Raw genomic sequence first — 25,471 nt, forward strand, 5'->3', positions numbered from 1 at the left:
AGTGCGAGCGGCACCAACGCGCACGTCATCATCGAGGCGCCCGCCCCGCAGGACGCGGCGGGCAGCGCCGCGACCGCGGCGGAGCCGGACGGACCGCCGCGGGCCGTGCCGCTGCTGCTCACCGGCCGGACCGCGGCCGCGCTGGCGGGCAACGCCCGGCGCGTCGCGGCGCTGGCCGCGGCGGGCGCGGACCGGCCGCGCGCCCTCGACGTGGCGTTCTCGCTGGCCACCGGCAGGACGGCGTTCGAGCACCGGGCGGTGGTCGTGGGCACGGACGGCGACGAGCTGTGGCGGTCGCTGGAGGCCGCGGCCGCGGCCGTCGAAGGGGACGGAGCCGGGGCCGGGCCGCTCGCCGCCTCCGTGGTCCGCGGTGTCGCGCCGGAGGGCGGGCCGGGCACGACGGTGTTCGTCTTTCCCGGCCAGGGGCCGCAGTGGACCGGCATGGCCGTGGAACTCATGGAGACCGCACCGGTGTTCGCGGCGTCCATGCGCGAGTGCGCGCAGGCCCTCGACCCGTATCTGGACGTGCCACTGCTGGAGTCGCTGCACGACGAGGCCCTGCTGGAACGGGTCGAGTCCGTGCAGCCCGCGCTGTTCGCCGTCATGGTGTCGCTGGCCGCCCTGTGGCGCTCCTTCGGGGTCGAGCCGGCGGCGGTCGTGGGCGCCTCGCAGGGCGAGATCGCCGCGGCGCACGTCGCGGGCGCCCTCGGTCTCGCCGACGCCGCCCGGCTGGTGGCGGTGCGGGCCCGGCTGATCGGCCGGCGGCTGTCCGGCAGCGGCGGGATGCTCTCGGTGGCGCGGCCGCGGGCGGAGGTCGAGCCCTGGCTGGAGCGGTGGCCGGACCTGCTGGCGGTCGGCGCGGTCAACAGCCCCGGCACCACCGTGGTCAGCGGCGACTCCGACGCCCTGCGCGAACTCACCGCGCTGTGCGCGGAGCACGGGGTGCGGACGGTGGTGGTCCCGATCGACTACCCGTCGCACGCGCCGCAGGTGGAGGCGGTCCGCGAGGAGTTCCTCGAACTGTTCGCACAGCTGCGGCCGCTGCCGGCCAAGGTGCCCTTCTACTCGACCGTCGAGGCGGACTGGGTGGAGGGCACCTCGCTGGACGCCGCCTACTGGTACCGGAACCTGCGCACACCGGTCAGGTTCGCCGACGCGGTGACCGGGCTGGCCGCGCAGGACCACGCGGCGTTCCTCGAGGTGGCCCCGCACGCCGTGCTGACCACCACCGTGCAGGAGACCCTGGCGGTGGCCGGCTCGGACGCGCTGGCCACCGGGACGCTGCGCCGCGGCAAGGGCGGCATGGACCGCTTCCTGCTGTCCGCCGGGGAGTTGTGGTCCCGCGGCGTGCCGGTCCGCTGGGACGCGGCGCTCACCGGAGGCCGGACGGTCCCGCTGCCGTCGTACGCCTTCCAGCGCCGGCGGTACTGGGCGATGCCCGCGCGCCGGCCGGCCGACGCCGCGGCGCTGGGCCTGTCCGACCTGCGCCACCCGCTGCTCGCCGCGTCGCTGGCGCCGGCGGGGCGCGACGAACTCCTGCTGACCGGACAGCTGACGCCGCGCGTGCAGCCCTGGCTGGCCGACCACGCCGTCGACGGCGCGGTGCTGCTGCCCGCCTCGGCGTTCCTCGAACTCGCGGTCAGGGCGGGCGACGAGGCCGGCTGCCCGGTGGTGGAGGAACTGGTGCTGGCCGCTCCCCTGGTGCTGTCCGGGCACGCCCCGGTGCGTGTCCAGGTGACCGTCGCGGAACCGGACGAGGCGGGCCGCCGGGCGCTGAGCGTGCACGCCGCGCACGGCGGCGGCGACGCTCCCTGGGCGCTGTGCGCGACGGGTGTGCTGACCCCTGAGGGGGGCGCGGCGCCGCCGTCCGCCGATCTGACCCGGTGGCCGCCGCGGGACGCGGTACCGATCGATGTCGAGGACCACTACGCGCTCCTCGTGGCGGCCGGCTACCGGTACGGCCCGGCGTTCCAGGGGCTGCGCGCGGCGTGGCGGCGCGGGGCGGAGACGTTCGCCGAGGTCGAACTGCCGGAGGCGGAGCGCGCGTCGGCCGGCGGCTACGGACTGCACCCCGCTCTGCTGGACGCGGCGCTGCACGCGTGGGGCGCGGGCCAGGGTCCGGTGCGGCTGCCGTTCCGCTGGTCCGGGGTGCGGCTGCACGCGGCGGGCGCCACGGCCCTGCGCGTCCGGCTGGCCCCGGAAGGCCCCGACACGGTGGCGCTGACCGCCGCCGACGGCGAGGGCAACCCGGTGATCTCGGTGACCGCCCTGGAGGTGAGGGAGGCGGCCGCGGCGGTGCCCGCGGCGTCCCTCGACGGCCTCTACACGGTGCAGTGGAGCCCGCTGCCGGTTCCGTCGGGCGACGCGCCGCAGGCCGAGCGGCTGGTCGTGGAGACCGGCGCCGCGGCCGTACGGCCGGGCGGCGCCGCGGCGCTGAGCGATCCGCGGCCCGGCGCGGCAGAGAGCGCCGCGGCGGCCGCGAGGACCGCCACGGCGCAGGTGCTGGCGCGGCTGCGCGAGGTCACCGCGGCCCCGGCCGCGCCGCCGGGGCCGCCGCTTGCCGTGGTGACCTCCGGCGCGGTGCGCACCGGGCCGGACGACGCGCCACCGGACCCGGCGGGCGCGGCGGTGTGGGGTCTGGTGCGTTCCGCGCAGGCGGAGCACCCGGAGCGGTTCGCCCTCGTCGACGTCGACGGGGACCCGGCGTCCGCGGGGGCCGTGGACGCGGCGGTCGCCACCGGCGAGCCGCAGGTGGCGGTGCGTGGCGGGCGGGTGCTGGTGCCGCGGCTGGCGCGGGCCGCGTCCGGCGCGGGCCTGCCGGTGCCGCAGGCCCCGGCGTGGTCGCTGACGGCCCGGCCTCCCGGCACACTGGAGAACCTGGCGCTGACCCCGGACGCCGAGGCGACGGCCCCGCTCGCCGAGGGCGAGGTACGCGTGGCGGTGCGTGCGGCGGGTCTGAACTTCCGCGACACCCTGGTCGCCCTGGGCATGTACCCGGACCCCGAGGCCTACCTGGGCGGTGAGGGCGCCGGCGTCGTGACGCAGACCGGTCCCGGTGTGACGGGCCTGGCGCCGGGCGACCGGGTGACCGGCGTGCTGCGGCGGGCGTTCGGGCCGGTCGCGGTGGCCGACGCCCGTATGGTCGCCCGCTTCCCCGACAGCTGGTCGTTCGCCACCGCGGCGTCGGTCCCGGTGGCGTTCCTGACCGCGTACTACGGGCTGCGCGACGTCGCGGACCTCAAGGCCGGGCAGGCGGTGCTGATCCACGCCGGGGCGGGGGGCGTCGGCTCCGCGGCCGTGCAGCTCGCCCGCCACTGGGGCGCCGAGGTGTACGCCACCGCGAGCGCCGGCAAGCAGCACCTGCTGCGGGCGGCGGGGCTGGACGACCGCCACATCGCCGACTCGCGCAGCACCGGCTTCGAGGCGGCCTTCGCGGAGGCGACCGGCGGCCGGGGCGTCGACGTGGTGCTGAACTCGCTGGCGGGCGAGTTCGTCGACGCCTCGCTGCGGCTGCTGCCGCGCGGCGGGTGCTTCGCGGAGATGGGCAAGACCGACCCGCGCCGGCCCGAGCAGGTCGCCGCGGAGCATCCCGGCGTGGCCTACCGGGCGTTCGACCTGGTGGAGGCCGCCGGGCCCGACCGGGTGGGCGAGATGCTCGCGGAGGTCGTGGACCTTCTCGACCGCGGGCTGCTCGTCCCGCCGCCGCTGCACGCGTGGGACGTCTCGCGGGCCCCCGAGGCGTTCCGCCTGCTGGGGCAGGGCGCCCTCGCGGGCAAGGCGGTGCTGACCCTGCCGCGCCCGATCGGGCCGGCGGGGACGGTGCTGGTCACCGGCGGCACCACCGGGATCGGCGCGCACGTCGCCCGCCATCTCGTCGCGGCCCACGGGGTACGGGACCTGCTGCTCGTCAGCAGGTCGGGACCGCGGGCGCGGGGCGCCGCCGCACTCCTCGACGAGCTTCGGGCGGCCGGCGCCCGCGCCGTCGCGGTGGCGTGCGACGCCGCCGACCGGGAGGCGCTGCGCGCGGTGGTCGCCGCGGCCGATCCGCCGGTCACCGCCGTGGTGCACAGCGCCGGTGTGCTCGCCGACGGCACGCTGGACTCGCTCGGCGGGGACGACCTGGCGGCGGCGCTGCGCCCCAAGGCCGACGCGGTGGCCGCGCTGCACGACGCGACCAGCGGCCTCGACCTGTCGGCCTTCGTGCTGTTCTCCTCGGCCGCCGGCGTGCTGGGCAGCCCGGGGCAGGCCGGGTACGCGGCGGCCAACGCCTTCCTCGACGCCTTCGCCGAGCAGCGCGCCGCCGCGGGCCTGCCGGCGGTGGCCGTCGCCTGGGGGCTGTGGCAGGAGGCCGGCGGGATGACCGCCGGCCTGGACGCCGCGGACCGGCAGCGGATGACGCGCAACGGGGTCCTGGGCCTGACGACCGAGCGCGGGCTGCGGCTCCTCGACGCCGCCGCGGGCTTCGGCCGCCCCGCCGTGGTGGCGGCCGCCCTCGACGTGGGGGGGCTGCGCAGGCGCGGCGAGCGGACACCCGCGCTGCTGCGCACCCTGGTCGGCCGCACCCGCGCCGCCGCGGGGCAGGGCTCCGTCCCTGGGGGGCGGTCGCTGCCGCAGCGTCTGGCCGCGCTGCCCGGCGCCGAGCGCGACCGCGTCCTGCTCGGCGCGGTCCGCGACCACGCGGCGACCGTGCTCGGCCACAGCGGGCGTGAACTGATCGACGCCGACCGGCCGTTCAAGGACCTCGGCTTCGACTCGCTGACGGCGGTGGAGCTGCGCAACCGGCTCAACGCCGCGGGCAGCCTGCACCTGCCGGTGACGATCGTCTTCGAGTCCGGCAGCGCCCGCGAGCTGGCCGCCCTGATGCACCGTGAGCTGTTCCCGGAGCCGGAGCCCGAGCCGGAGCCGGACGGCGGCGCGGCGGGCGGACCGGCGCGCGGCGGTCCCGTCCCGGCGCCGGGCACCGGGGGCGCCGCGGCGGCCGACGGCGACAGCGCCCCCGTCCAGGCGGCGGGCGGCCTCGACGACATGGGCGCGGACGACCTGATCGCACGCGCCTTCCAGGCGGCCGGCGCGGCGTCCCCCGCCGCCCGCGCGACGCGCACCGACGACCTCGACCAGCCTGCGGAGGGCACCGATGACTGACTCGGCGGACCGTCTTGTCGAGGCCCTGCGCCTCACGCTCAAGGAGAACGAGCGCCTCAAGCGGCACAGCGAGGAACTGGCCGCGGCCGCCCGCGCGCCGATCGCGATCGTCGGCATGGCCTGCCGGCTGCCGGGCGGCGTCCGTACGCCCGAGGAGCTGTGGGAGCTGCTGCTGCGCCGCGGCGAGGCCATGACGCCCTTCCCCGCCGACCGCGGCTGGACCATCGACCGGATCGAGGACCAGGACCGGCCGGGGCGGGCGTTCACCACCGGCGGATTCCTCGACGACGCCGGCGAGTTCGACGCCGCGCTGTTCGGCATCAACCACCGCGAGGCGCTGGCGATGGACCCGCAGCAGCGGCTGCTGCTGCAGACCTCGTGGGAGGCGGTGGAGCGGGCCGGCATCGCCCCGTCGAGCCTGCGCGGGTCGCGTACCGGCACCTTCGTCGGCCTGGGCTTCCACGACTACGGCCCGCGGCCGGGGGACGCGCCGCAGGGGCTGGAGGGGTACATCGGCAACGGCAAGGCCGGCAGCATCGCGTCCGGCCGCATCGCCTACGCCCTCGGTCTTGAGGGGCCGGCGCTCACCGTCGACACCGCCTGCTCCTCGTCGCTGGTCACGCTGCAGCTCGCGGTGCAGGCGCTGCGCCGCGGCGAGTGCGATCTGGCGCTGGCAGGCGGCGCGACGGTACTGGCCACCCCGGACGGGCTGATCGAGATGGCCAGGCAGCGGGTGCTGTCGTCCGACGGCGTGTGCCGGGCGTTCGGCGCGGACGCCGACGGCACCGGCATCTCCGAGGGCGTGTGCATGCTGCTGGTCGAACGCCTCACCGACGCGCAGCGGCTCGGCCACCCGGTGCTGGCGCTGGTCCGGGGCGTCGCGGTCAACCAGGACGGCCGGTCCAACGGCCTGACCGCGCCCAGCGGCCCGGCGCAGCGCCGGGTCATCGAGGCGGCCCTCGCCGACGCGGGGCTGGACGCCCGCGAGGTGGACGCCGTCGAGGCGCACGGCACCGGCACGTCGCTGGGCGACCCGATCGAGGCGCGCCAGATCCTCGCGACGTACGGCCGGGACCGCGCGGGGCGCGAGCCGGTGGCGCTGGGCTCGGTGAAGTCCAACCTGGGGCACACGCAGTTCGCCGCGGGCGCCGCCGGGGTGATGAAGATGGTCCTCGCCATGGAGCACGGCACCCTCCCGGCGACCCTGCACGCCGAGGTGCCGTCCCCGCACATCGACTGGTCGCTCGGCTCCGTGGAGCTGGTGACGAGCACGCGCCCCTGGCCCGAGACCGGAGCGCCGCGGCGGGCCGCGGTGTCCTCGTTCGGGATCAGCGGCACCAACGCCCATGTCGTACTGGAGCAGGCGCCGGCGCCTGCGGTGGGCGAGGCGGGCGGGGGCGACGCGGACGGGGCCGTGGCCGGGAAGGCCGCGGGGGACGCCGCGGGGCCGGCCGTGCCGTGGCTGCTGTCCGGCACCGACGGGCCCGCCCTGCGCACCCAGGCGGCCCGCCTGCTGGAACACGTCGCGGCCCGCCCGGACGCGGACCTCGCGGACGTGGGCCACACGCTGGCGTACAGCCGCTCCGCGCTGGCCTCGCGCGCGGTCGTGCTCGCCGCCGACCGGGCCGGCATGGTGGAACGGCTCGACGCGCTGGCCCGCGACCTGCCCAGCCCGGGAGTCGTGCAGTCCTCGGTCACGCCCCACGACGGGGTCGTCTTCGTCTTCCCCGGCCAGGGCGCCCAGTGGCCCGGCATGGGCCTGCGGCTGCGCGAGGAGTCAGCGCACTTCCGGGCCCGCTTCGACGAGTGCGCCGCCGCCCTGCGCCCGTACACCGGCTGGGACCTGCTGCCGGTGCTGCGCGGGGACCCGGACGCGCTGCCGCTGGACCGCATCGACGTGGTGCAGCCGGCCCTCTTCGCGGTGATGACCGCGCTGGCGGAGATGTGGCGGGCGCACGGAGTGGCGCCGTCCGCCGTCGTCGGGCACTCGCAGGGGGAGATCGCCGCCGCCTGCTTCGCCGGGGCGCTCAGCCTCGACCAGGCGGCCCGGCTGATCGCGCTGCGGTCCAAGGTGCTGCGGACCCGGTCGGGCAGCGGCGCGATGGCCTCCTTCGCCCTGCCGCTGGCGGAGGTCGAGGAGCTGCTGCGGCCCTGGAGCGACGCGATCGGCGTCGCGGCCGTCAACGGGCCCGGGTCCGTGACCGTGTCCGGCCTGCCGGGCGCGGTCACCGAGCTGGTACGGCGGTGCGAGGCCGACGGCGTGCGGGTCCGGCTGCTCGACGGCGACGTCGCCTCGCACGGCCCCCGCATGGAGGTGCTGCACGACGCCCTCGCGGAGCGGATCGGGCCGGTGACGCCCGGCGCGGCGGCCACCGCCTTCTACTCGACCGTGGACGCCGCGCCGCTGCCCGGCGAGAGCCTCGACCTGGACTACTGGTACGCCAACCTGCGCCACCCGGTGCGCTTCCAGGACACCGTGCGCGCGCTGGCCGCCGACGGCCACGGCGTGTTCGTCGAGGTCAACCCGCATCCGGTGCTGGGCTCCAGCATCCAGGACACCCTGGAGGACGCCGGAGCCGCCGGCACCGTCATCGGCACGCTGCGGCGCGGCCAGGGCGGGCTCGACCGCTTCCTCGCCTCCGCGGGAGAGCTGTGGGCCTCGGGCACCCCCGTCGACTGGTCGCCGGAGCTGGCGGGCGGTCGGCGCGTCGCCCTTCCCACGTACGGCTTCCGCCGCCGGCGCTACTGGCTGGAGAGCGACGAACGGCCGCGCGGCGCGGGCGCGTCGGCGGACCCGGCCGACGGCGCCTTCTGGGCCGCGGTGGAGAGCGGCGACCCCGGGGAGCTGGCCCGCCACCTGGAGTCGCGGGAGGAGGACCGCGCCGCGGTCGCCGAGGCGCTGACGCCCGCCGTGCCGGCGCTGTCGCGCTGGCGTCGCGGCCGGCGCTCCGCCGCCCTGCTGGAACGGTGGCGGTACGGCGTCGGCTGGCGCGCGTGGGCGCCGCCGGCCGCCGGCCGGGTGGAGGGGACCTGGCTGCTCGTCCTACCCGGGCCTGAGCCGGAGGTCGAGCCGGAGGTCGAGCCGGGGGGCAGGCCCGAGGTCGAGCCGGGGCTTGCGTCGGGGGCCGGTTCCGAGGGCGGCCCCGGTGCCGGCGCCGCCGGCGCCGCGGCCATGGCGGCGCTGGTGGCGCGCGCCCTCGAAGAGCGCGGCGCCGACGTCGTCCGGGTGCCGGTGGGCGCCGCGGCCGGGCGTGACGCGCTGGCCGCCGCGCTGCGCGAGGCGCTGCCCGACGGGGTGCGGCCCGCGGGTGTCGTCTCCCTGTCGGCCCTCGCCGAGGGCCCGCACCCCGACCATCCGGTCCTGCCGCTCGCGCTCGGCGACACCCTGACGGTGATCCAGGCGCTGGGCGACGCGGAGATCGGCGCGCCGCTGTGGTGTGCGACGCGGGGAGCCGTGGCGGCCGGGCCCGGCGATCCCCCGCCGGATCCCGCCCAGGCCGCCGTGTGGGGGCTGGGCCGCACCGCCGCGCTGGAGTTCCCGCACCGCTGGGGCGGCCTGCTCGACCTGCCGGCCGTTCCGCTGTCCGGTGACGAGGAGGCGGGCGTACGGGAACTGGTGGCCGCCGTGGTGTCCGGGGCGGCGGCGGGCGGGCCGTCCGCCGCGCGTGAGCCCGACGTCGAGCCGGCGGAGGACCAGGTCGCGGTGCGGCCCTCCGGCGCCCTGGTGCGGCGGCTCACCCGGCTGACCGCCCCCGGCGCGGACCGCCCCGCCGGCTGGCGGGCCCGCGGCACCGTGCTCGTCACCGGCGGCACCGGGGCGATCGGCCCGTACGTGCTGCGCTGGCTCGCCGGGCACGGCGCCGAGCGCGTCGTCTGCACCGCACGGGCCGACGAGCCCTCCGCGGCCTTCACCGCGCTGCGTGCGGAACTGGCCGTGACCGGCACCGCGTTGACCTGGGCGACGTGCGACGTCGCCGACCGCGCCGCGCTCGCGGAGCTGGTGGCGCGCACGGAGGCCGAGAGCGGTCCGATCCGCGCGGTGATCCACGCCGCGGCCGACATCCGCCTGTCTCCCCTCGACGTGACCGCGGCCGACGAACTGGCCCGCGTGCTCGCCGGCAAGGCCGGGGGCGCCGACCATCTCGACGCGCTGTTCGCCGATCGCGACCTGGACGCCTTCGTGCTCTTCTCGTCGGTGTCCGGCGTGTGGGGCAGCGGCGACCACGGCGCCTACGCCGCCGCGAACGCCCATCTCGACGCGCTCGCGGAACGCCGGCGCGGCCGCGGCCTCGCGGCCACCTCCGTCGCGTGGGGTCTGTGGGACACGCCCGACCGGTGGGGGCAGGACGGCCCGCCGCAGGTCGTGCTCGCCGCCACCCGGCAGGGCCTGCCGCTGATGGCGCCGGAGCCCTCGATCGCCGCGCTGCACCAGGCCATCGACCGGGGCGAGACGTGCACGTCGGTGGTCGACGTGGACTGGGACCGGTTCCTGCCGGTGTTCTCCTCCGCCCGCCGCCACCCGCAGTTCGGCGAGATCCCCGAGGCCGAGCGGGCCCGCCTCGGCGCGCCCGAGTCCGGCGCCGGCCCCGACGGCGCGGACCCCGACGGCACGCGCGACGTCGCCGGGCAGTGGCGGAGCAGGCTCGCCGGGCTGTCCGCCGCCGAACGGGAGCACGACGTGCTGGAGGTCGTCCACGCCACCGCGGCCGCGGTCCTCGGCCACACCGACCGCGACGAGGTGGCGGTGGACCGCCCGCTGGCGCAGCTCGGCGTCGACTCGCTGACGTCGGTGGAGACCCGGAACCGGCTCAACCGGGCGTTCGGCCTGCGCCTGCCGCCGACGCTCGTCTTCAGTCACCCGACGGTGCTCGCGCTGACCCGGCGGGTGCTCGCCGACCTGGTCGGGGACGCGCCCGCGGGCGGGTCCGCGGAACCCGCGGGGGCTCCCGCGCCGGGGCAACTGCCCGCTTCGGCGGTCGCGTCCGTGTCCGTCTCCGCCTCCGGTCCCGGCGCGCGGAGCGCGTCCCAGGACGAGGACGCGGTGGCCATCGTCGGCATCGGCTGCCGGCTCCCCGGCGGCGTACGGTCCCCCGAGGACCTCTGGAAGCTGCTCGAAGCGGGGCGCGACGTCACCGGCGGCCTTCCCGAGGACCGCGACTGGGACGTCGAGGGCGTCTACCACCCGGAGCGCGGCCGGCGCGACACCAGCTACACACGGCGCGGCGGGTTCCTCGACGACCCGCAGGGCTTCGACGCGGACTTCTTCGGCATCGGACCCGACGAGGCGCTGGCGATGGACCCGCAGCAGCGGCTGATGCTGGAAGTGGTCTGGGAGGCGCTGGAGCGCACCGGCATCGACCCGCACACGCTGCGCGGCAGCAGGACCGGGGTGTACGTCGGCAGCCGCCACCAGGGCTACGGCGCGGGCGCGGACGTGACGGTCGACCTGGCGGCCCACCTCGGCGCGGGGCAGCTGATCAGCGTGCTGTCCGGCCGGGTCTCGTACACCCTGGGGCTGCAGGGTCCCGCGATCACCGTGGACACGGCGTGCTCGTCCTCGGTCGTCGCCCTGCACCTGGCCGCGCAGGCGGTGCGGCGCGGGGAGTGCTCGCTGGCGCTGGCGGGCGGCGCCACCGTCATGGCGCAGCCCGCCGAGCTGATCGGGCTCAGCAGCCTCGAACAGCTCTCGCCCGACGGCCGGTGCCGGTCGTTCTCGGCGGACGCGGACGGCATGGGCATGGCCGAGGGAGTGACCGTGGTCGTCCTGGAACGCCTCGCCGACGCGCGCCGCAACCGCCATCCGGTGCTGGCGCTCCTGCGGGGCTCCGCCGTCAACCACGACGGCGCCGGCAACGGCCTGACCGCCCCCAACGGGGAGTCCCAGCGGCTGGTGATCCAGGCGGCGCTGGGCGACGCCGGGCTGTCCGCCCGCGAGGTCGACGCCGTGGAGGGGCACGGCACCGGCACACCGCTGGGCGACTCGATCGAGGCGCAGGCGCTGCTCGACGTCTACGGCGCCGACCGCCCCGACGGCAGGCCCCTGCTGCTGGGCAGTCTCAAGTCCGTCATCGGCCACACCCAGTCGGCGGGGGGCGTGGCCGGTGTGATCAAGATGGTGCTGGCGATGCGGCACGGCGTGCTGCCGCGCACGCTGCACGCGGACCGGCCGTCGAAGCAGGTGGACTGGCCGGCCGGCGGCGTGGACCTGCTCACCGAGGCGAGGGCGTGGCCGGAGACCGGGCGCCCGCGGCGCGCGGGGGTCTCGTCCTTCGGGATCAGCGGCACCAACACGCACGTGATCGTGGAGGCGCCGCCGCTGGACGAACCCGCCCTCGGGGGCGGGGAGTCCGGGTCGGCGCCGGCGCCCGCCGGGCAAGCCCCCGACGGCCCGCGACCGCTGGTCGTGTCGGCGCGCAGCGAGGCGGCGTTGGCCGCGCAGGCCGCGCGGCTGGCGGATCACCTCGCGGCGCTTCCCGGGCTCGGACTGGACGACACGGCGGTGTCCCTCGCCTCCCGGACCGCCTTCGAGCACCGCGCCGTCGTACTGGCCGACGGGCACGACGGCGCGCTCGCCGCGCTGCGGGCGCTCGCCGCCGGGCAGCCGGGCGACGCCGCGGTGACGGGCGACGGCCCGGTCCCGCGGGCCGGCCTGCCGGTGCCGGTGTTCGTGCTCGGGCACGGGGGCGGGGGCGGGGCGGTGGGCCTCCCCGATCCCGTGCAGGTGGCCGAACTCCTCGCCCGCTCGGCTGCGTTCGCCGAGTCCATGCGGGCCTGCCACGACCTGCTCACCGACCTGTCGGCAGGTCCGCTCCTGGACGGCACCGGCAGCGGCCTGCACCCGTCGGCCGCCGCGCCGCACGCGGCGTTCGCGGTGCAGGTGTCGATGGCGGCGCTGTGGCGCTCCCTCGGCCTCGCGGACCGGGGCGGCCGCGGCACGCGGGTGGCGGGCGCGGGTCCTGCCGCCGACCACATCGCGGGCCGGCTGTCACTCGCCGACGCCGTCCGGGCCCTGCTCGCCGCTGACGGCGCCCCGGCGCGGGAGCAGCCGGCCGACGAGGCGCCCCCGTCCGGCCCGGTGCTCGCGCTGGACGCCCTCCCCTGGGCCGACCTCCTGCGCACCGCGGCCCAGCTCTGGACCCGGGGGCACGACGTCCGCTGGTCCGCGACCACGCCGACCGGCGCGCGGGTGCCGCTGCCCACCTATCCCTTCCAGCGCACCCGTTACTGGCTGTCGCCCGTCTCCGGCCGCCACCCCGCGGCGCCGCAGCCCGCGGGGTCGGTGCGGGCCGCCGAGTGAGCCGGCCCGCACGGGGGACGGGCGCCGGCGACACCGTGGTTGCCCGGGGTGGTGAGGGCGGCCGGGCGCTGAACCCGGTCGCCTTCGCCGGCTGGCGGCCGACCGCCCCAGCGGCCGCCGCCCTCGGGGGTCGCCCCCAGCGTTCGGTGAGCGCGCCGGTCACTTCACCCGCGCCCCGCGTCCGAGGCGGCCCGCGCCGAGTTCATCGACCGGCCGGTCATCCCGGGCCTCGGCGTTCGCGCCCTGCCTGACCGGTGTCAGCGCGATCGGGGTCACCGACGACCGGGCCCACGTGGCGGCGAATTCGCGCGGGGCGCGCCACCGCTTGACTCTCAGGTAACGAGAGACGGCAGGGTTCTTCCATGGACAGGACGAACCTGCTGCCGATCGGTCAGTTCGCGCAGGCGAGCGGCCTGGCGGTCTCCGCCTTGCGGCACTACGACACCAGCGGCCTGCTGGCTCCCGCGCTGACCGATCCGGTCAGCGGATACCGCTACTACCACCGCGACCAGGTGCGGACGGCCCAGGTGGTCCGCGGGCTGCGCCAGTTGGACGTGCCGCTCGACCGGGTCCGGCACCTCCTGGAGCGCCGCGCCGCCGGCGAGGACATCTCCGCCGCCCTCCGCGACCACATGGCACGCGCCGAAGACCGACTGGGTGATCAGCGCACCGTCCTGCGCAACCTGCTTGCCCACCTGTCAGGAGGAGTCGAGATGAACCACCACGTCACCCTGCGCGACAACGCCCCCATACGTGCGCTGGCATGCCGGGCCGACGTCGACGCGGCCGGCCTGGACGCCTTCATGCGCACCGCCTTCCAGACCCTGTACTCCGCCGCCGGGATGGGCCCGCTCACTCTTCCGGCCCCGGCGTTCGCCCGCTACCACGGCCCCGTCACGCAGGAGAGCACGAGCGAGGTCGAGGCATGCCTGCCGTTCGCGGCGGATGCCGCGCAGCCGGGTGATCTCCCCGACGGGGTGTACGTACTGGACATCGCCGCCACGACCGTCGCCGCCACGGCCGTGGACGGCCCGGACGCGGCCTTCCCGCAGATCCTCAGCGCCTACGACGCGCTGGCCGCCTGGATCACCGAGCACGGCTTCGGTTTCGCCGGACCCGTCCAGGAGACCTACCACCGCTGGCACGGCGCCCCCGGCCACCCCGGCAACAGCCTCGAACTCGTCTGGCCCGTCGACGACGCGGAGTGAGGGCGTCCGCGCGGTCACCCCGCGATCGGCCTTCGGCCCGAGATGCGGCTCCTGCCGCCTGATGGTGGGATGGATCCGCCGGACGAGGCGCCCGCGGGGGGCCACCGAACGGAGCCACGGATGACCGACGCCGATCTGCCCTTCGAGGACACCACCGATGTCGCGAACGCGGACCGCGGCTTCGTCGACGCGCTCGTGCCTGCGGTGGTGAAGACGGCCGACGGGCGGGTCGTCTACGACAACGACGCCTACGGTTTCCTCAGCGCGGACTGCCCCGACACCGCGCACCCCAGCCTGTGGCGCCAGGCACAGCTCTGTGCACGTCAGGGGCTGTACGAGGTCACCGAGGGCATCTACCAGATCCGCGGCCTGGACCTGTCGAACATGACGCTGGTCGAGGGCGAGCGCGGCGTCGTGGTCATCGACCCGCTGCTGAGCGTCGAGACGGCCGCGGCGGGCCTGGCCCTGTACCGGAGCCACCGCGGCGAGCGTCCCGTCACCGGCCTGATCTACACCCACTCGCACGGCGACCACTTCGGCGGCTCCCGCGGCGTCCTGCCCCACGGCGCCGGGCAGGACGTGCCGATCCTCGCCCCGGCCGGGTTCCTTGAGCACGCGGTGAGCGAGAACGTCTACGCCGGCAACGCCATGACCCGCCGCGCGATCTTCATGTACGGCGACCGGCTGCCGAAATCCCCCCAGGGCCAGATCAGCGCCGGTCTGGGGATGACCACCTCCGACGGCACCATCAGCCTCATCCCGCCGACCCTCGACGTCACGCACACCGGTCAGGAGGAGACGGTCGACGGTGTGCGCATCGTCTTCCAGCTCACTCCCGGCACCGAGGCGCCGGCCGAGATGAACTTCCTCCTCCCCGACCGGCGCGCCCTGTGCCTGGCCGAGAACGCCACGCACACCATGCACAACATCCTGACCCTGCGCGGCGCCGTGGTCCGTGACGCCCGTGTGTGGGCCAGGTACCTGGACGAGGCGATCGAGCTCTTCGCCGACGCCTACGACGTCGCGTTCGCCTCCCACCACTGGCCGACGTGGGGCCACGACAACGTCGTCGGTTTCCTCGCCGCCCAGCGCGACCTGTACGCCTACCTGCACGACCAGACGCTGCGGATGCTCAACGACGGCCTGACCGGAGCGGAGATCGCCGAGCAGATCCGGCTGCCTCCCGCCCTGGAGCGGACCTGGCACGCGCGCGGCTACTACGGTTCCGCCAGCCACAACGTCAAGGCGATCTACCAGCGCTACCTGGGCTGGTTCGACGGCAACGCGGCCCACCTGTGGGAGCATCCGCCGGCCGAACTCGCCCGGCGGTACGTCGACGTGGCGGGCGGCGCCGACGCGGCGCTGGACAAGGCCCGCGGCTACGTCGACGCCGGGGACCTGCGCTTCGCCGCCACCCTGCTCAACCACGTCGTGTTCGCGGAGCCGTCCCGCACCGACGCCAAGGAGCTCCTCGCGCAGGTGTACGAGCGGCTCGGCCACGGCGCCGAGAACGGCACCTGGCGCAACTTCTACCTGACCTCCGCCCTGGAACTGCGGCACGGCGTCAACCCGATCTCGCTCGACACCACCAACCCGGAGATGGCGGTGGCGCTGACCACGGACATGCTCCTGGACTCCATCGCCATCAGGATCGACGGCCCGCGCGCCTGGGACGAGGACCTCACCATCGACCTGCACCTCACCGACGAGGACCGCCGCCACCGGCTCACCCTGCACAACGGCGCCCTCACCCACCGCACGGTGTCCCGTCCCACGAGCGCGGCGGGCCTCACGCTCACCCTCACCAGGCAGCAGCTGCTCGGCGTCCTGGCGGGCAGGGGACTCGACGGCGTCACCACGAGCGGCGACCCCTCCCAGCTCACCCGCCTCCTCTCCCACGTCGTCGAGTTCGACAAGGCGTTCCCGATCGTCACACCCTGAGACGTTCGTGGTCCCGGGCGCCGCGGGAGCCGACCACCTCGACCGAGGAGGAGGCGTCACCGCTTCCTATACTCCCGGCATGGCTGACACGTCGAGCTTCTTCCACGTTTCGTCCGTGCTCAATCGGCGGTCGATCGCCCGGCACGGCCTGGACTGGACCCGGATGGGCGCCGCACCGGGAATCGCCGGCAGCGCCCGCCCGGAGGCGGAAGGGGTCTTCCTCTGTCGGGGCGAGGAGACCGAGTTCTTCCTTCGGATCAACAACACCGGCGGGCCGGTCGACCTCTGGTCGGTGGACGGCGTCGACGAGGAGCTGCTCCTCGACAACGGCAGCGGATTCTTCTACCTGCCCGGCCGCATACCGGCCGCACGAGTCCGACTCGTGCGCTCGGACGTCCCTCCGCTGGACGGTTCTTGACGTCGCGCGACGGCGCGACCGGGAGCCGGCCCGTACGGATTCCGCCGGCCGCCGCCGAGCGCCCGATGCCGCGGCGGCCGCGGTCAGCGGCTCGGCGCCGGTGCGTGCCCCTGGTTGTGGGTGATCACGAAGTCACCCACGGGCGTGGTGCCGTCGAGGGCGTAGACGGTGAGGGTCCGGGCCTGTCCGGCCAGCCTCGACTGCGTGGCCACCGCCTGCCGCGGTGACGCGGGCGTGGGCTCGGACTCCAGGTCCGTGCGCTTCACGTATCCCAGCCGGCCGTTCGTCGCGTACGCCTGCATGAGGTCCGGCTCGTTCTCGGGCTCCGTCGCCTCCATGCCGGAGCCGTACGTCAGCCCGGTCGCGTTGCGTGCCCAGGTCGGCCCGGCGGAGTTCCGGCCGGGCGCCGCCGTGGGCGTGCCGGCGTCGGCCGTCACGACGGCCCCGTGGACGAGACTCGGGGAGACGAACGTGTAGAAGGCGTTGTAGCTGCTCCCGTTGAAGGCCTGAGACACCCCGTAGCTGTGATACGTGCCTGATCCGCAGCCGTTTCCCTGCGTCGGGATGGACCAGCCGGGCATCGGGGCGGTGTTGTACGTGTAGCCGTTCGACGCGCACAGGGCACTGCCCTTGTAGAGCCGGGCCAGGACGCCGATGTATCCGGTGGGGACATTTCCACTTCCGGCGTTGTACGCCTCGGTCACCGCGTACACCCGCGACGACGTGGTGGTGACCGCCGCGAGGTTCTCATAACGGTAGCCGTGCACCGGTCCGTAGGCACCCCAACTGCTGGACGCCGTGGCCGCGGACGCCTGGGGCACGAAAGCCCCCACCAGCCCAGCGGCGAAGACTCCGACAAGACCCGCTCTCCATGACACGCGCTTCGCACTGCTCACAACAATCTCCCCCTGAATCCCACGCTCGGTTCAGCCGTTTCAGAATGGCCCAGTCTGAGATGGCGGCGCGCCGTCCGTCAACGCCGTAATACGCGCGCCATAGCTCTTTCGACGGATTCTTCGCGCATCTTCGCTGGCGGGGATAAAACCGGAGCGTGCACGGTCGTCTGAATTCCGTGAAGCGGAATCACGAGGCCATGCGGTCCGCCCCGGAGGTGCGGAAACGGCTCGAGTCGAGGACGGCTTCACGCGACGCCCGCGGGCAGGCCGGCGGCCGACGGCGTGCTGAGATCGGCCGAAAGGCGGCTGCGATCCGCGGGGTCCGCGAGGGTCGGCTGCCGCGCCCTGGGAGCGGGTGGTGCGCCGGACCTCGGGGGTTCCGTTGCACCACCCGCCCCACGGGTAGCGAGTAATCACTCAGATGCAGCAATCAGGAAGAAATCAGGGTCTCCTTCAAGCCACCAGACTGACGCCATGACTCAGAGCCGGGACCGTGCCATCGTGCTGGGGGGCAGCATCGCGGGGACCCTTGCGGCCCGCGTGCTAGCCGATTCGTATCGGGAAGTCCTTGTCGTCGACCGAGACAGGCTGCACGGGGTGCGCGAGCCCCGCCGCGGCGCACCGCACAACGTGCACGCCCACGGTCTGCTGGCCCGCGGCCAGGAGATCATGGAGGAGCTGTTCCCGGGCATCACCGAGGAACTGGTCGGCACCGGGGTCCCGACCTACGACCTCGGCGAGATCCACTGGTACTTCCACAACCGCCGGGTCCAGCTGGCCCACACCGGGCTGCTCGCGGTCGCGGCCCGCCGGCCGGTGCTGGAGGCGCATCTGCGGGACCGGGTGGCCGCGCTGCCGAACGTCGTCTACCTGGAGCAGCACGACATCCTCCAGCCGCAGGCCACGGAGGACGGCTCGCGGATCACCGGCGTGCAGGTGCGCCGGCAGGCCGACGGCCCCGACGCCGCGCCCCAGACGCTGGAGGCGGACCTGGTGGTGGACGCCACCGGGCGCGGCTCGCGCACTCCGGCCTGGCTGGAGCAGCTGGGGTACCAGCGTCCCGAGGAGGAGCGCATCCGTATCGGCCTGGGCTACACGACCCGGCACTACCGGATGCCGCGCAGCTCTCCCGCGATCCACGTCATCCCCTTCGCCGGACACCACCGCGGCGCGTTCTTCGCCCCGGTCGGGCCCGACACGTACATCGTCTCGCTCACCGGGATGTTCGGCGACCACTCGCCGACCGACCACGAGGGGTTCGAGGCGTTCCTGCGCTCGCTCGACGTGCCGGACATCGCCGAGGCGCTGCGGAACGCGGAGCCGATCGACCAGCCGGCCCGGTTCGCCTTCCCGGCCAGCGTGCGACGGCGCTTCGAGCGGCTGGCCGCCTTCCCCGACGGCCTGCTCGTGATGGGCGACGCGGTGGCCAGCTTCAGTCCGGTCTACGGCCAGGGCATGAGCGTCGCCGCCCTGCAGGCACTGACGCTGCGCGCGCACCTGGCCCGGCCGGGCCGGCCCTCCTCGGCGGCCTACTTCAAGGACATCGCGGCCGTCGTGGACCTGCCCTGGGAGATGTCGGCCGGCGGCGACCTGGCCTACCCCGAGGCGGAGGGTCCGCGCCCGCCGAAGGTGCGGTTCTTCAACGCCTACATGGCACGGCTGCAGCGCGCCGCCTCGAAGGACCCCAAGGTCACCGAGGTGCTGATGCGGGTGGCCGGTCTGCTGGACCCGCCGCAGGCGCTGCTCATGCCCGGCATCCTGCTCCGGGTGCTGATCGGCGGATTCCTGCGGCCCGCCGTGCCCCAGCCGGTCGCACCGCCCAGCACGGACCGCGCCGCGGACCTCCCCGCGGACGTCCCCGCCGCGGTCTCCACGCCCATCAGGCCCGAGCCGACCCCCGCCGCCCCGCCGCAGACGTAACCCTCCTGGTACGGGCGCACCAGCTGCGGCTGGTGCGCCGCGGAGGCACCGCTGAACGGGCCGGGCCCCCGGTGTCGTCCGCGACGGGGACGACGGGGCGGCGGGGAGCTGCTCGCGTGCTACGCCGCTCCGGCCGCGGCGGCGCCGGGCGGTGCGAACGGGATGTCGCGCATCCCGCGCAGCGGGGAGAAGAACAGCCACAGGCCCGCGGAGCAGCCGCCGCTGACGGCCACCCACAGGGTGGTCCGCACCCCGAGGAGGGTGGCGAGTCCGCCGCCGGCGAGGCTGCCCAGGGGCAGGGTCCCCCAGGTGATCCAGCGCGCGGCGGCGCTGACCCGGCCGAGCATGTCCGGCGGGCAGGCGGACTGCCGGTACGTGGTCAGCGAGATGCCGGCGACGGTGGAGGAGAAGGTCCAGGAGATCCAGCCGAAGGCGAACAGCAGCACCGTCCATCCGGGCCCGGCCGCCGGAATGAGCAGTCCGGGCAGCGCCAGCACGGTCATCGCGATCCAGCTGATCCGCGCCGAGCCGACCTTCCGTGCCAGGTACTGCGCGGCCATCCCGCCTGCGAGCCCGCCGGCGGCCCCGAGCGCCAGCAGCAGTCCGACCAGCCCCGGACGCAGGTGCAGGGTGCGGACGAGGAAGACGGTGCCGAGGGTCTCGACCATGATGACGAAGAAGTTCGCCGTGCCGTTGAACGCGACCGAGTTGCGCAGGATGGGGTCGCGCAGCACGTAGCCGAGTCCTTCGCGGATCTGCCCCGCCATGCCGGGGCGGCGGACACCGTCGGGTCGGGGCCGGCGTGGTTCACGGCGGCGGACGGCCGTCAGCAGGGCCGCCGACGTCACGAACGAGATCGCGTCGGCCACCATCGCCCCCGCCGCGCCGATCAGCGTCACCAGTGCCGCGCCGGAGCCGGGCCCGGCGATCTGCGCGACCGACCGGGAGGCGGCCAGTTTGCCGTTGCCCTCCATCAGCTGGTCCTGCGCCAGGACGACGGGCACGTACGCCTGGTACGCCACCTGGAAGAAGACGGCCAGCACGCTGGAGGCCAGCGCGACCGCGTACAGCTGGCCGAGCGTCAGCACACCGAGCGCGTGCGCCACCGGCACCGAGCCGATCACCAGGAACTGGGCGAGGTCGGAGCCGATCATCAGCCGGTGCCGGACCACCCGGTCCACGACGGCTCCGGCGGGCAGGGCGACGAGCAGGTACGCGCTCGTCTGCGCCGCCGCCAGCAGCCCGACCTGGAAGGCGGAGGCGTCCAGCAGCACGACGGCGACCAGCGGCAGTGCGAGGACGGTGACCTGTGACCCCATCTCGCTGACGGTCTGGCTGCACCAGAGCAGCAGGAACTCGCGGTTGCGCCAGACCGACGCGTCTTTCCCTTTGCTGTCCATCCGTCAGATGGTGTCACCGCCCCCCCGCGCCGCTATCCGCGGCCCCGGCGCCGCTCGCGCTCCGCCAGCTCGATCCCCCGGATCCGCCGCACCCAGCGCGCCAGCACGAACAGCCCCCCGCCCAGGCCGGCGCACGACTGCCAGTCCGCGGTCAGCAGTGCGTGCACGCCGTCCGTCCTCGCGAAATACACCGCCAGCGCCGTGCACGAGACGGTGATCAGAGCGTTCGTGCGCTGCTCTCGCGAGACCAGCCAGTCCACACCCGACCAGACCGGGGCGGCGGCGTCGCTCGCCCGCATGCGGCACGCGGCGACGACGAATCCCGCCGCCATCACCAGGCGCTGCCGTGCGGAGAGAACCGCCCCCGCCTCCGGGTCCCCGGCCAGGTCCGCGGTCCACACGTCTCGCAGATCCCTGCGCTCGCCGGCGATCGCGGCGGCCACCGCCACCAGGCGTGGGGCAACCGCGTTTCTGGCCAGGCGAGTCGCCCGACGGGCGACGACCCGGACAGTGACGTACCCGACGCAGAGCAGAGCCGAGACCGCGGACGAGATCGCGACGCACTGGCCGGCGAGACTCATCCCGGCGGTGAGATCCTGGTACGCGGCCTGGACGGCGGACGAGACCGCGAGGACCGGGCCGCCCCATCGCAGCGTGCGCGCCGTGGTGATCAGGCGGCGCCGTCTCCTGCTGCCGGTGGACGATCCGAGGGCGACGGCGACGAGTGCGGGAAGGGCGAGCGCGTAGGCGGGGCCGAGCATCACGCCCGTGAAGGCCAGGATGTGTAAGGCGATCACGGTCTCACGCCCTCGGGTGCGGGAGTCCATGAACGCATGCGCTCGCGGCGCGCGTTCAGCGCCGCCCGGGTCGCCGCCCGTCCCGCACCCGTCAGCCGGTAGTAGCGGCGCGCCGGCCGGCCCGGGTGGGGACCGGTCTCTTCGTGGGACTCGACCCAGCCGACGTTGAGGAGCCGGTCGAGGATGGGGTAGACGGTGCCGGAGCCGAGGTCGGCGTCCATGCAGATGGACAGCCCCCAGGGGGGCTGGTCGTCGGTCGCGGCCAACAGGACGTCGAGCACGGCGATGGTGGGTCTGGTGAGGCGGATCGGTGCGGCCATGCACCCAGTAGAGCATGTGTCGAGAACGAGTGTCGAGGGGTGCCGGTGCTCCTGCCGCGCAGGAGCACCGGATCGTCACCTGCCGGTGCCCCAGGCCGGACTGCCGGCGATGGCGGTGAGCTGGTCGATGGTCAGCACCGGGGTGGGGCGGGTGCGCGGGCCGTCCACGCCGACGCTGTTGAGGGCGACCACCACGATGCGGCTGTGGCCGCGCAGCACCGCGACCCAGTACTGCCCGGTTCCGGTGCCGCCCTTGCCGGTCACCTTCTTGGTGCCGAGCCAGTCGCCGTTCGGCAGGAGGGTCGCGTTCGGGTAGTCCTGGCGGAAGCCGGTGACGTAGCCGGCCTCGCTCGTGGCGCCGCCCGTGAGGACGCCGCTGAAGACACTGCCCCTGCCCTGGGCGTCGGCCAGCACCATGGTGTTGCCGAGCAGCGGGTCCTGCGCGTCGGCGAAGCCGGACCGGGTGAAGCCGGACGGCATGAGCCGGTAGAAGATCGCTCCGACGCCGTCGGGGCCGAACGGGGTGGTGGTCTGCCTGCTCTGGCCGCCCGCGGCGGGGATGGCGGCCAGCTGCTGCCGCCACAGCGGGCTGGTCACCATCTGCCGGAGCTGTGCCGCGTCGAACGGCGGCTCGCCGCGGGTGGGCGCTGACCCTTTGCCGTTCGGGGCGTTGTCCTCCTGGATCACCACTCTGGCGCCGTCCGGCGCGGCGTAGGTCGCGGTCCACTCCGCGTTCCAGGCGCCCTTCAGCGCGTCCATCCTGCTCAGCTGGAAGACGCCTCCGCCGGGCAGCAGCACCGTCTCGCACTGGTCGGGCTTCGGTTCGTCCCGGCCGACCGCGCAGGTGAACGGTGAGGTCGTCTTGTCCGGGTCGCCCCAGCGGCTCATGACGACGCGGACCAGGACCGCACCGTGGCCGTCGTCGTACACCACGGCGGCCGACGGCTCGAACCGGCCGCTGCCGAGCGGGCTCGGCAAGCCCTTGTCGTGCAGGCCCTGGCCGCTCACGACGGTGACCCTGCCCGGCGGCAGAACGCGCTCGAACAGCTCCGCCACCTGCCGCGCCTCCACGTCGAGCCTGCCCGGTGCCGGCGTCGTCAGGCTGCCCTGCGGCCCCTGCTGCGCGGGGCGAACGGGACCGGCGGGGCCGGCGGCGCCGTCACCGGAGGCCAGGTCCGGCAGCAGCCACCCGCACGCGGCCACCAGTGCCACCGCGGTGGCGGACACGACCGCGAGCCGGGTGCGGTGGCGGCGGCGGATACGGCCGCCGAGGGCGTTCAGGTCGATCTGGTGCGGTCCCGCGAGCTCGGCGAGCTCGCGCAGTGCGCGCTCGATGGGTTGCTGCTTCACCGGTTTCCTCCCGTGGTGAGGTGTGCGGGGTCCTCCAGGAACGCGGCCATGCGGGCGGACGCGTCACTGAGGTGCCGCTTGACGGTGCCGTCGCTCAGCCGCAACCGGTGCGCCACCTCGCCCACCGGCAGGTCCTCCTAGAACCGCAGCACCACGCACGCCCGTTGACGTGGCGTCAGGTGGTTCAGCGCGCCCTGCAGGTCCAGCCGCTGGTCGGCGCGCTCACTGGGGTCGGGGACCACCTCGGTCGGCGACCCGCCGCCCAGACGCGGCAGCAGCAGACGCAGGCGGCGCTGCCGGCGGTACTGGTCGAGGAAGCGGTTGAGCATGGCCCGGCGGACGTACCTCTCCACGTCCTGGACCGTCCATCCGGCCTTGGGATGGGTGAAGACGCGCACCAGCGCGTCCTGGAGAAGATCGGCGCCCTCGGTGCGGTCGCCGCAGAGCAGGAACCCGTAACGGTTCAGCTCGGTGCCGCGGGCCTGCACCAGCTCCGCGAGTTGTTCGGACCATGTGGCCACTCGTCCCTCCCTGTGCCTTCACCCCCTCATACGAACGGCGGCGGGATTCGGTTGGGGTCGTCCCTCCGCGAGCGGCAGGGACAGACGCCACGCGGCGTCGCCCCGGTGGCCGTGTCCGGTCGCCGTACCCGGTGGCCGTTTTCTCCAAGACCGCTCCGCCGGGGGCTCGTAGGTTCAGCGCGTCCGGCAGCCGGTGCGGAGCACATCCCCACCGGCCATTCGACGAATGGGAGACACCACCATGGAACGCCGCACCGCACGCATAGCCACCTTCTCCGCCTCGGCGGTTCTGGCGGCAGCGTCGCTGATCTCCGTCGCCCCGAGCGCGCTGGCCGCCGCGCCGTCCGCGGCGGCCGCGAGCACCTGCGACCAGACGGGGACCAACAAGGACGGCGGGTCGGGCACCGTCACCTCCTCGGCGCTCGCACGCCGCCCGGGCCCGTACACCACCTGCTCCCCGCTCGGGCAGGCCGACCACAACGCGCTCATCTACTACTGGTGCTACAAGGTCGGCGGTTACACCCCGGACGGCCTCTACGACACCTGGACCTACGGGCGGATCTCCGGCACGAGCCAGCAGGGCTGGTTCAGTGACGAGTACCTGAGCAACCACGGCGCGACGCACCTGTGCTGAGCCGCGGGAACCGGGCCTGACAGGTCCGGCGGCGCGTACCGCGGCCACGGGGGCCGCAGGTCCGCGGCCGGCGACAGGACGGGCAGCCGCTCCCCCCGGCCCTCGACGCCGGGGGGAGCGGCCATCCGTGCCGGTGCCGTGCGCACGTGACGGCTCACGCCTCCAGGACGACGGACGTGACCTCGTGCTCCAGCCGGTCCACCGGCTCCGCCCCGGCCGCGCCCCCGGCGCGCTCCGCGAGGAAGCGCCCCGGGGTGAGACCCGTCATCCGCACGAACTCGCCCGTCAGATGGGCCTGGTCGTAGAAGCCGGTGCGCGCCGCCGCCGCGCCCGGCGCCGTCCCCTCGGTGAGCAGCCGCGCCGCTCTGCGCAGCCGCAGCACCCTGGCCAGCACCTTGGGGGAAAGGCCGATCTGCTCGTGGAACCGCCGGTCCAGGTGCCGCCGGCTCCAGCCGGTCCGGTCGGCGAGATCCTCGATCGCCATCCCGCCCCCGGCGCCCACGAGGTCCCGCCAGGCGCCCGTCAGCCGGGGGTCGGGCCGCCGCCCGACCCGGGCGAGCGAGGTCAGTTCCGCGTCGAGCACCGCGAAGCACTCGCCCCAGCCGTGGGCGTCGTGCAGCCGCTCCGCCAGGACCCGCGCACGGCGGCCGATCACCTCGTCCAGATCGAGGGCGCCGAGCGCGAGTTCGCTCATGGCCACCCCGAACAGCCGGTACGCCGCCCAGGGCGCCATCAGCACCTCGACGCCGGCCAGCCGGCCGCTGTGCTCTCCCACCGAGGCATGGCTGCGGGCACCGTTGATGAGCGAGGTGAACGTGCGCGGCTCGGGCCGCGCGGGGTCGTGGATCCGGATCTGCTGGTCGAGCGCCACGAAGACGGTGACCTCGCCGGTGGGGAGCTCCAGCCTCCGCCGCGGGCGGCCCAGGTCCAGCCGGGAACCGCGGTACCCGTACACCCCGTTGGCGCCGAGCTGCGGGCTCGCGCCCGACCGGGCCAACTCCCAGCCCTGCTCCGCGCTGCTCCGAGAACGTATGGCAGCCTCCCCCCGACCGGCCCTTCCTGCCGTTCATTACGGCACCGCGGGCCCCCGGGGGGCAAGGGCCATCCCGGCAACCGTCCGGAACTCGCCCCTCGGCCACGGCGTTCCGGAACCGCGCTCCCGCAGCCGCGCGCTCCCCCGCCTCGGCACGCCTCCGGGTGCGCCGCCGCTACCGGTTGCGGGACTCGACCGCCCAGGCGATGACCGCCGCGACGGCCACGCCCGCGCCGCCCATCGCCGCCTGGACCCTGCGGCGGTCCACCACCCCCGGGACCTCCTGCCGCGGGGGCGGCGCGTCGGTGGCGGAGGCTTCGGACCGACGCCCGGTGTCGGCCGGCGGCCGCGCCGGCGGGCGGACTGACCACCTTGCAGGAGAAGACCCACTCGGGGATGTCGCCGGCCGTCGTCGAGGGCGGCCAGTCGGGGCCCGGGGCGGCGATCTGCCGGAAGACCTCCTCCAGGCGGTTCTCCCTGCGGACGTCGTCCAGGCTCAGGTGGCACAGCAGGCCGGCGTGATGGACCTTCAGCGTCTGCCACAGCGCGGCGAGGCAGACCGTCTTGCCCGCCCCGGACGGCCCCAGCGTGACC

General features: G+C 75.5%; 15 protein-coding genes. 7 read left to right on the forward strand and 8 right to left on the reverse strand.

Going from position 1 to position 25,471, the window contains the following annotated elements:
• The 5 genes from V2S66_RS00005 to V2S66_RS00025 all read left to right on the forward strand — a co-directional run.
• Positions 1–5,142 (forward strand): type I polyketide synthase (locus V2S66_RS00005; protein WP_330791987.1); only part of this gene is annotated, 5,142 nt, incomplete at its 5' end.
• Positions 5,135–12,439, forward strand: a complete 7,305-nt coding sequence (locus V2S66_RS00010; RefSeq protein WP_330791989.1) for a type I polyketide synthase — start codon at positions 5,135–5,137, stop codon at positions 12,437–12,439. The genes V2S66_RS00005 and V2S66_RS00010, both read left to right, overlap by 8 nt.
• Positions 12,440–12,801: 362 nt before the next feature.
• Positions 12,802–13,647, forward strand: a complete 846-nt coding sequence (locus V2S66_RS00015; RefSeq protein ID WP_330791991.1) for a MerR family transcriptional regulator — start codon at positions 12,802–12,804, stop codon at positions 13,645–13,647.
• Positions 13,648–13,767: 120 nt separating this feature from the next.
• Positions 13,768–15,588: an alkyl/aryl-sulfatase gene (locus V2S66_RS00020; protein ID WP_330791994.1), complete on the forward strand. Its 1,821-nt coding sequence runs from the start codon at positions 13,768–13,770 to the stop codon at positions 15,586–15,588.
• Positions 15,589–15,667: 79 nt separating this feature from the next.
• Positions 15,668–16,006 (forward strand): hypothetical protein, encoded by a 339-nt coding sequence (locus tag V2S66_RS00025; protein WP_330791996.1) that lies wholly within the window; start codon positions 15,668–15,670, stop codon positions 16,004–16,006.
• A gap of 83 nt (positions 16,007–16,089) precedes the next feature.
• Here V2S66_RS00025 and V2S66_RS00030 read toward each other — a convergent pair whose 3' ends face one another.
• Positions 16,090–16,827: an ATP-dependent Lon protease gene (locus V2S66_RS00030; protein ID WP_330791998.1), complete on the reverse strand. Its 738-nt coding sequence runs from the start codon at positions 16,825–16,827 to the stop codon at positions 16,090–16,092.
• A gap of 549 nt (positions 16,828–17,376) precedes the next feature.
• Between V2S66_RS00030 and V2S66_RS00035 the strand changes: the two genes are divergently transcribed.
• On the forward strand, positions 17,377–18,822 hold the full coding sequence (locus V2S66_RS00035; protein ID WP_330792000.1) for an FAD-dependent oxidoreductase: 1,446 nt from the start codon (positions 17,377–17,379) through the stop codon (positions 18,820–18,822).
• Between the two features lie 119 nt (positions 18,823–18,941).
• On the opposite strand, the gene V2S66_RS00040 is transcribed toward V2S66_RS00035, so the two are convergent.
• The 6 genes from V2S66_RS00040 to V2S66_RS00065 all read right to left on the reverse strand — a co-directional run bounded on the left by V2S66_RS00040 (position 18,942) and on the right by V2S66_RS00065 (position 23,210).
• Entirely contained in the window at positions 18,942–20,222 is a 1,281-nt protein-coding gene (locus V2S66_RS00040) for an MFS transporter (protein WP_330792002.1), read from the reverse strand.
• A 32-nt stretch (positions 20,223–20,254) separates the two neighbouring features.
• Positions 20,255–21,019: a hypothetical protein gene (locus tag V2S66_RS00045; RefSeq protein WP_330792004.1), complete on the reverse strand. Its 765-nt coding sequence runs from the start codon at positions 21,017–21,019 to the stop codon at positions 20,255–20,257.
• The gene (locus tag V2S66_RS00050; protein WP_330792006.1) at positions 21,016–21,339 is read right to left on the reverse strand and encodes a PadR family transcriptional regulator; all 324 of its coding nucleotides are present in this window, start codon (positions 21,337–21,339) and stop codon (positions 21,016–21,018) included. The genes V2S66_RS00045 and V2S66_RS00050 overlap by 4 nt, the downstream gene beginning before the upstream one ends.
• A gap of 75 nt (positions 21,340–21,414) precedes the next feature.
• Complete coding sequence (locus V2S66_RS00055) at positions 21,415–22,689, reverse strand: hypothetical protein (protein WP_330792007.1); 1,275 nt, start codon at positions 22,687–22,689, stop codon at positions 21,415–21,417.
• Complete coding sequence (locus V2S66_RS00060) at positions 22,686–22,814, reverse strand: hypothetical protein (RefSeq protein WP_330792008.1); 129 nt, start codon at positions 22,812–22,814, stop codon at positions 22,686–22,688. The genes V2S66_RS00055 and V2S66_RS00060 overlap by 4 nt, the downstream gene beginning before the upstream one ends.
• A gap of 12 nt (positions 22,815–22,826) precedes the next feature.
• Positions 22,827–23,210, reverse strand: a complete 384-nt coding sequence (locus V2S66_RS00065) for a sigma factor (RefSeq protein WP_330792009.1) — start codon at positions 23,208–23,210, stop codon at positions 22,827–22,829.
• A 226-nt stretch (positions 23,211–23,436) separates the two neighbouring features.
• On the opposite strand from V2S66_RS00065, the gene V2S66_RS00070 reads away from it, so the two are divergent.
• Positions 23,437–23,844, forward strand: a complete 408-nt coding sequence (locus tag V2S66_RS00070) for a hypothetical protein (RefSeq protein WP_330792010.1) — start codon at positions 23,437–23,439, stop codon at positions 23,842–23,844.
• Positions 23,845–23,998: 154 nt separating this feature from the next.
• Here V2S66_RS00070 and V2S66_RS00075 read toward each other — a convergent pair whose 3' ends face one another.
• Positions 23,999–24,841, reverse strand: a complete 843-nt coding sequence (locus tag V2S66_RS00075; RefSeq protein ID WP_330792011.1) for a helix-turn-helix domain-containing protein — start codon at positions 24,839–24,841, stop codon at positions 23,999–24,001.
• Positions 24,842–25,471 lie beyond the last annotated feature (630 nt).

Origin of the sequence: Actinacidiphila polyblastidii, assembly GCF_036353415.1 — a bacterium.
Lineage (GTDB): Bacteria > Actinomycetota > Actinomycetes > Streptomycetales > Streptomycetaceae > Actinacidiphila > Actinacidiphila polyblastidii.

Excerpts from the sequence above, each read along its gene's own strand:
- V2S66_RS00010 (WP_330791989.1), top strand. The coding sequence starts at position 5,135 with ATGACTGACTCGGCGGACCGTCTTGTCGAGGCCCTGCGCCTCACGCTC.
- V2S66_RS00015 (WP_330791991.1), top strand. The coding sequence starts at position 12,802 with ATGGACAGGACGAACCTGCTGCCGATCGGTCAGTTCGCGCAGGCGAGC.
- V2S66_RS00020 (WP_330791994.1), top strand. The coding sequence starts at position 13,768 with ATGACCGACGCCGATCTGCCCTTCGAGGACACCACCGATGTCGCGAAC.
- V2S66_RS00025 (WP_330791996.1), top strand. The coding sequence starts at position 15,668 with ATGGCTGACACGTCGAGCTTCTTCCACGTTTCGTCCGTGCTCAATCGG.
- V2S66_RS00035 (WP_330792000.1), top strand. The coding sequence starts at position 17,377 with ATGACTCAGAGCCGGGACCGTGCCATCGTGCTGGGGGGCAGCATCGCG.
- V2S66_RS00040 (WP_330792002.1), bottom strand. The coding sequence starts at position 20,222 with ATGGACAGCAAAGGGAAAGACGCGTCGGTCTGGCGCAACCGCGAGTTC.
- V2S66_RS00050 (WP_330792006.1), bottom strand. The coding sequence starts at position 21,339 with ATGGCCGCACCGATCCGCCTCACCAGACCCACCATCGCCGTGCTCGAC.
- V2S66_RS00070 (WP_330792010.1), top strand. The coding sequence starts at position 23,437 with ATGGGAGACACCACCATGGAACGCCGCACCGCACGCATAGCCACCTTC.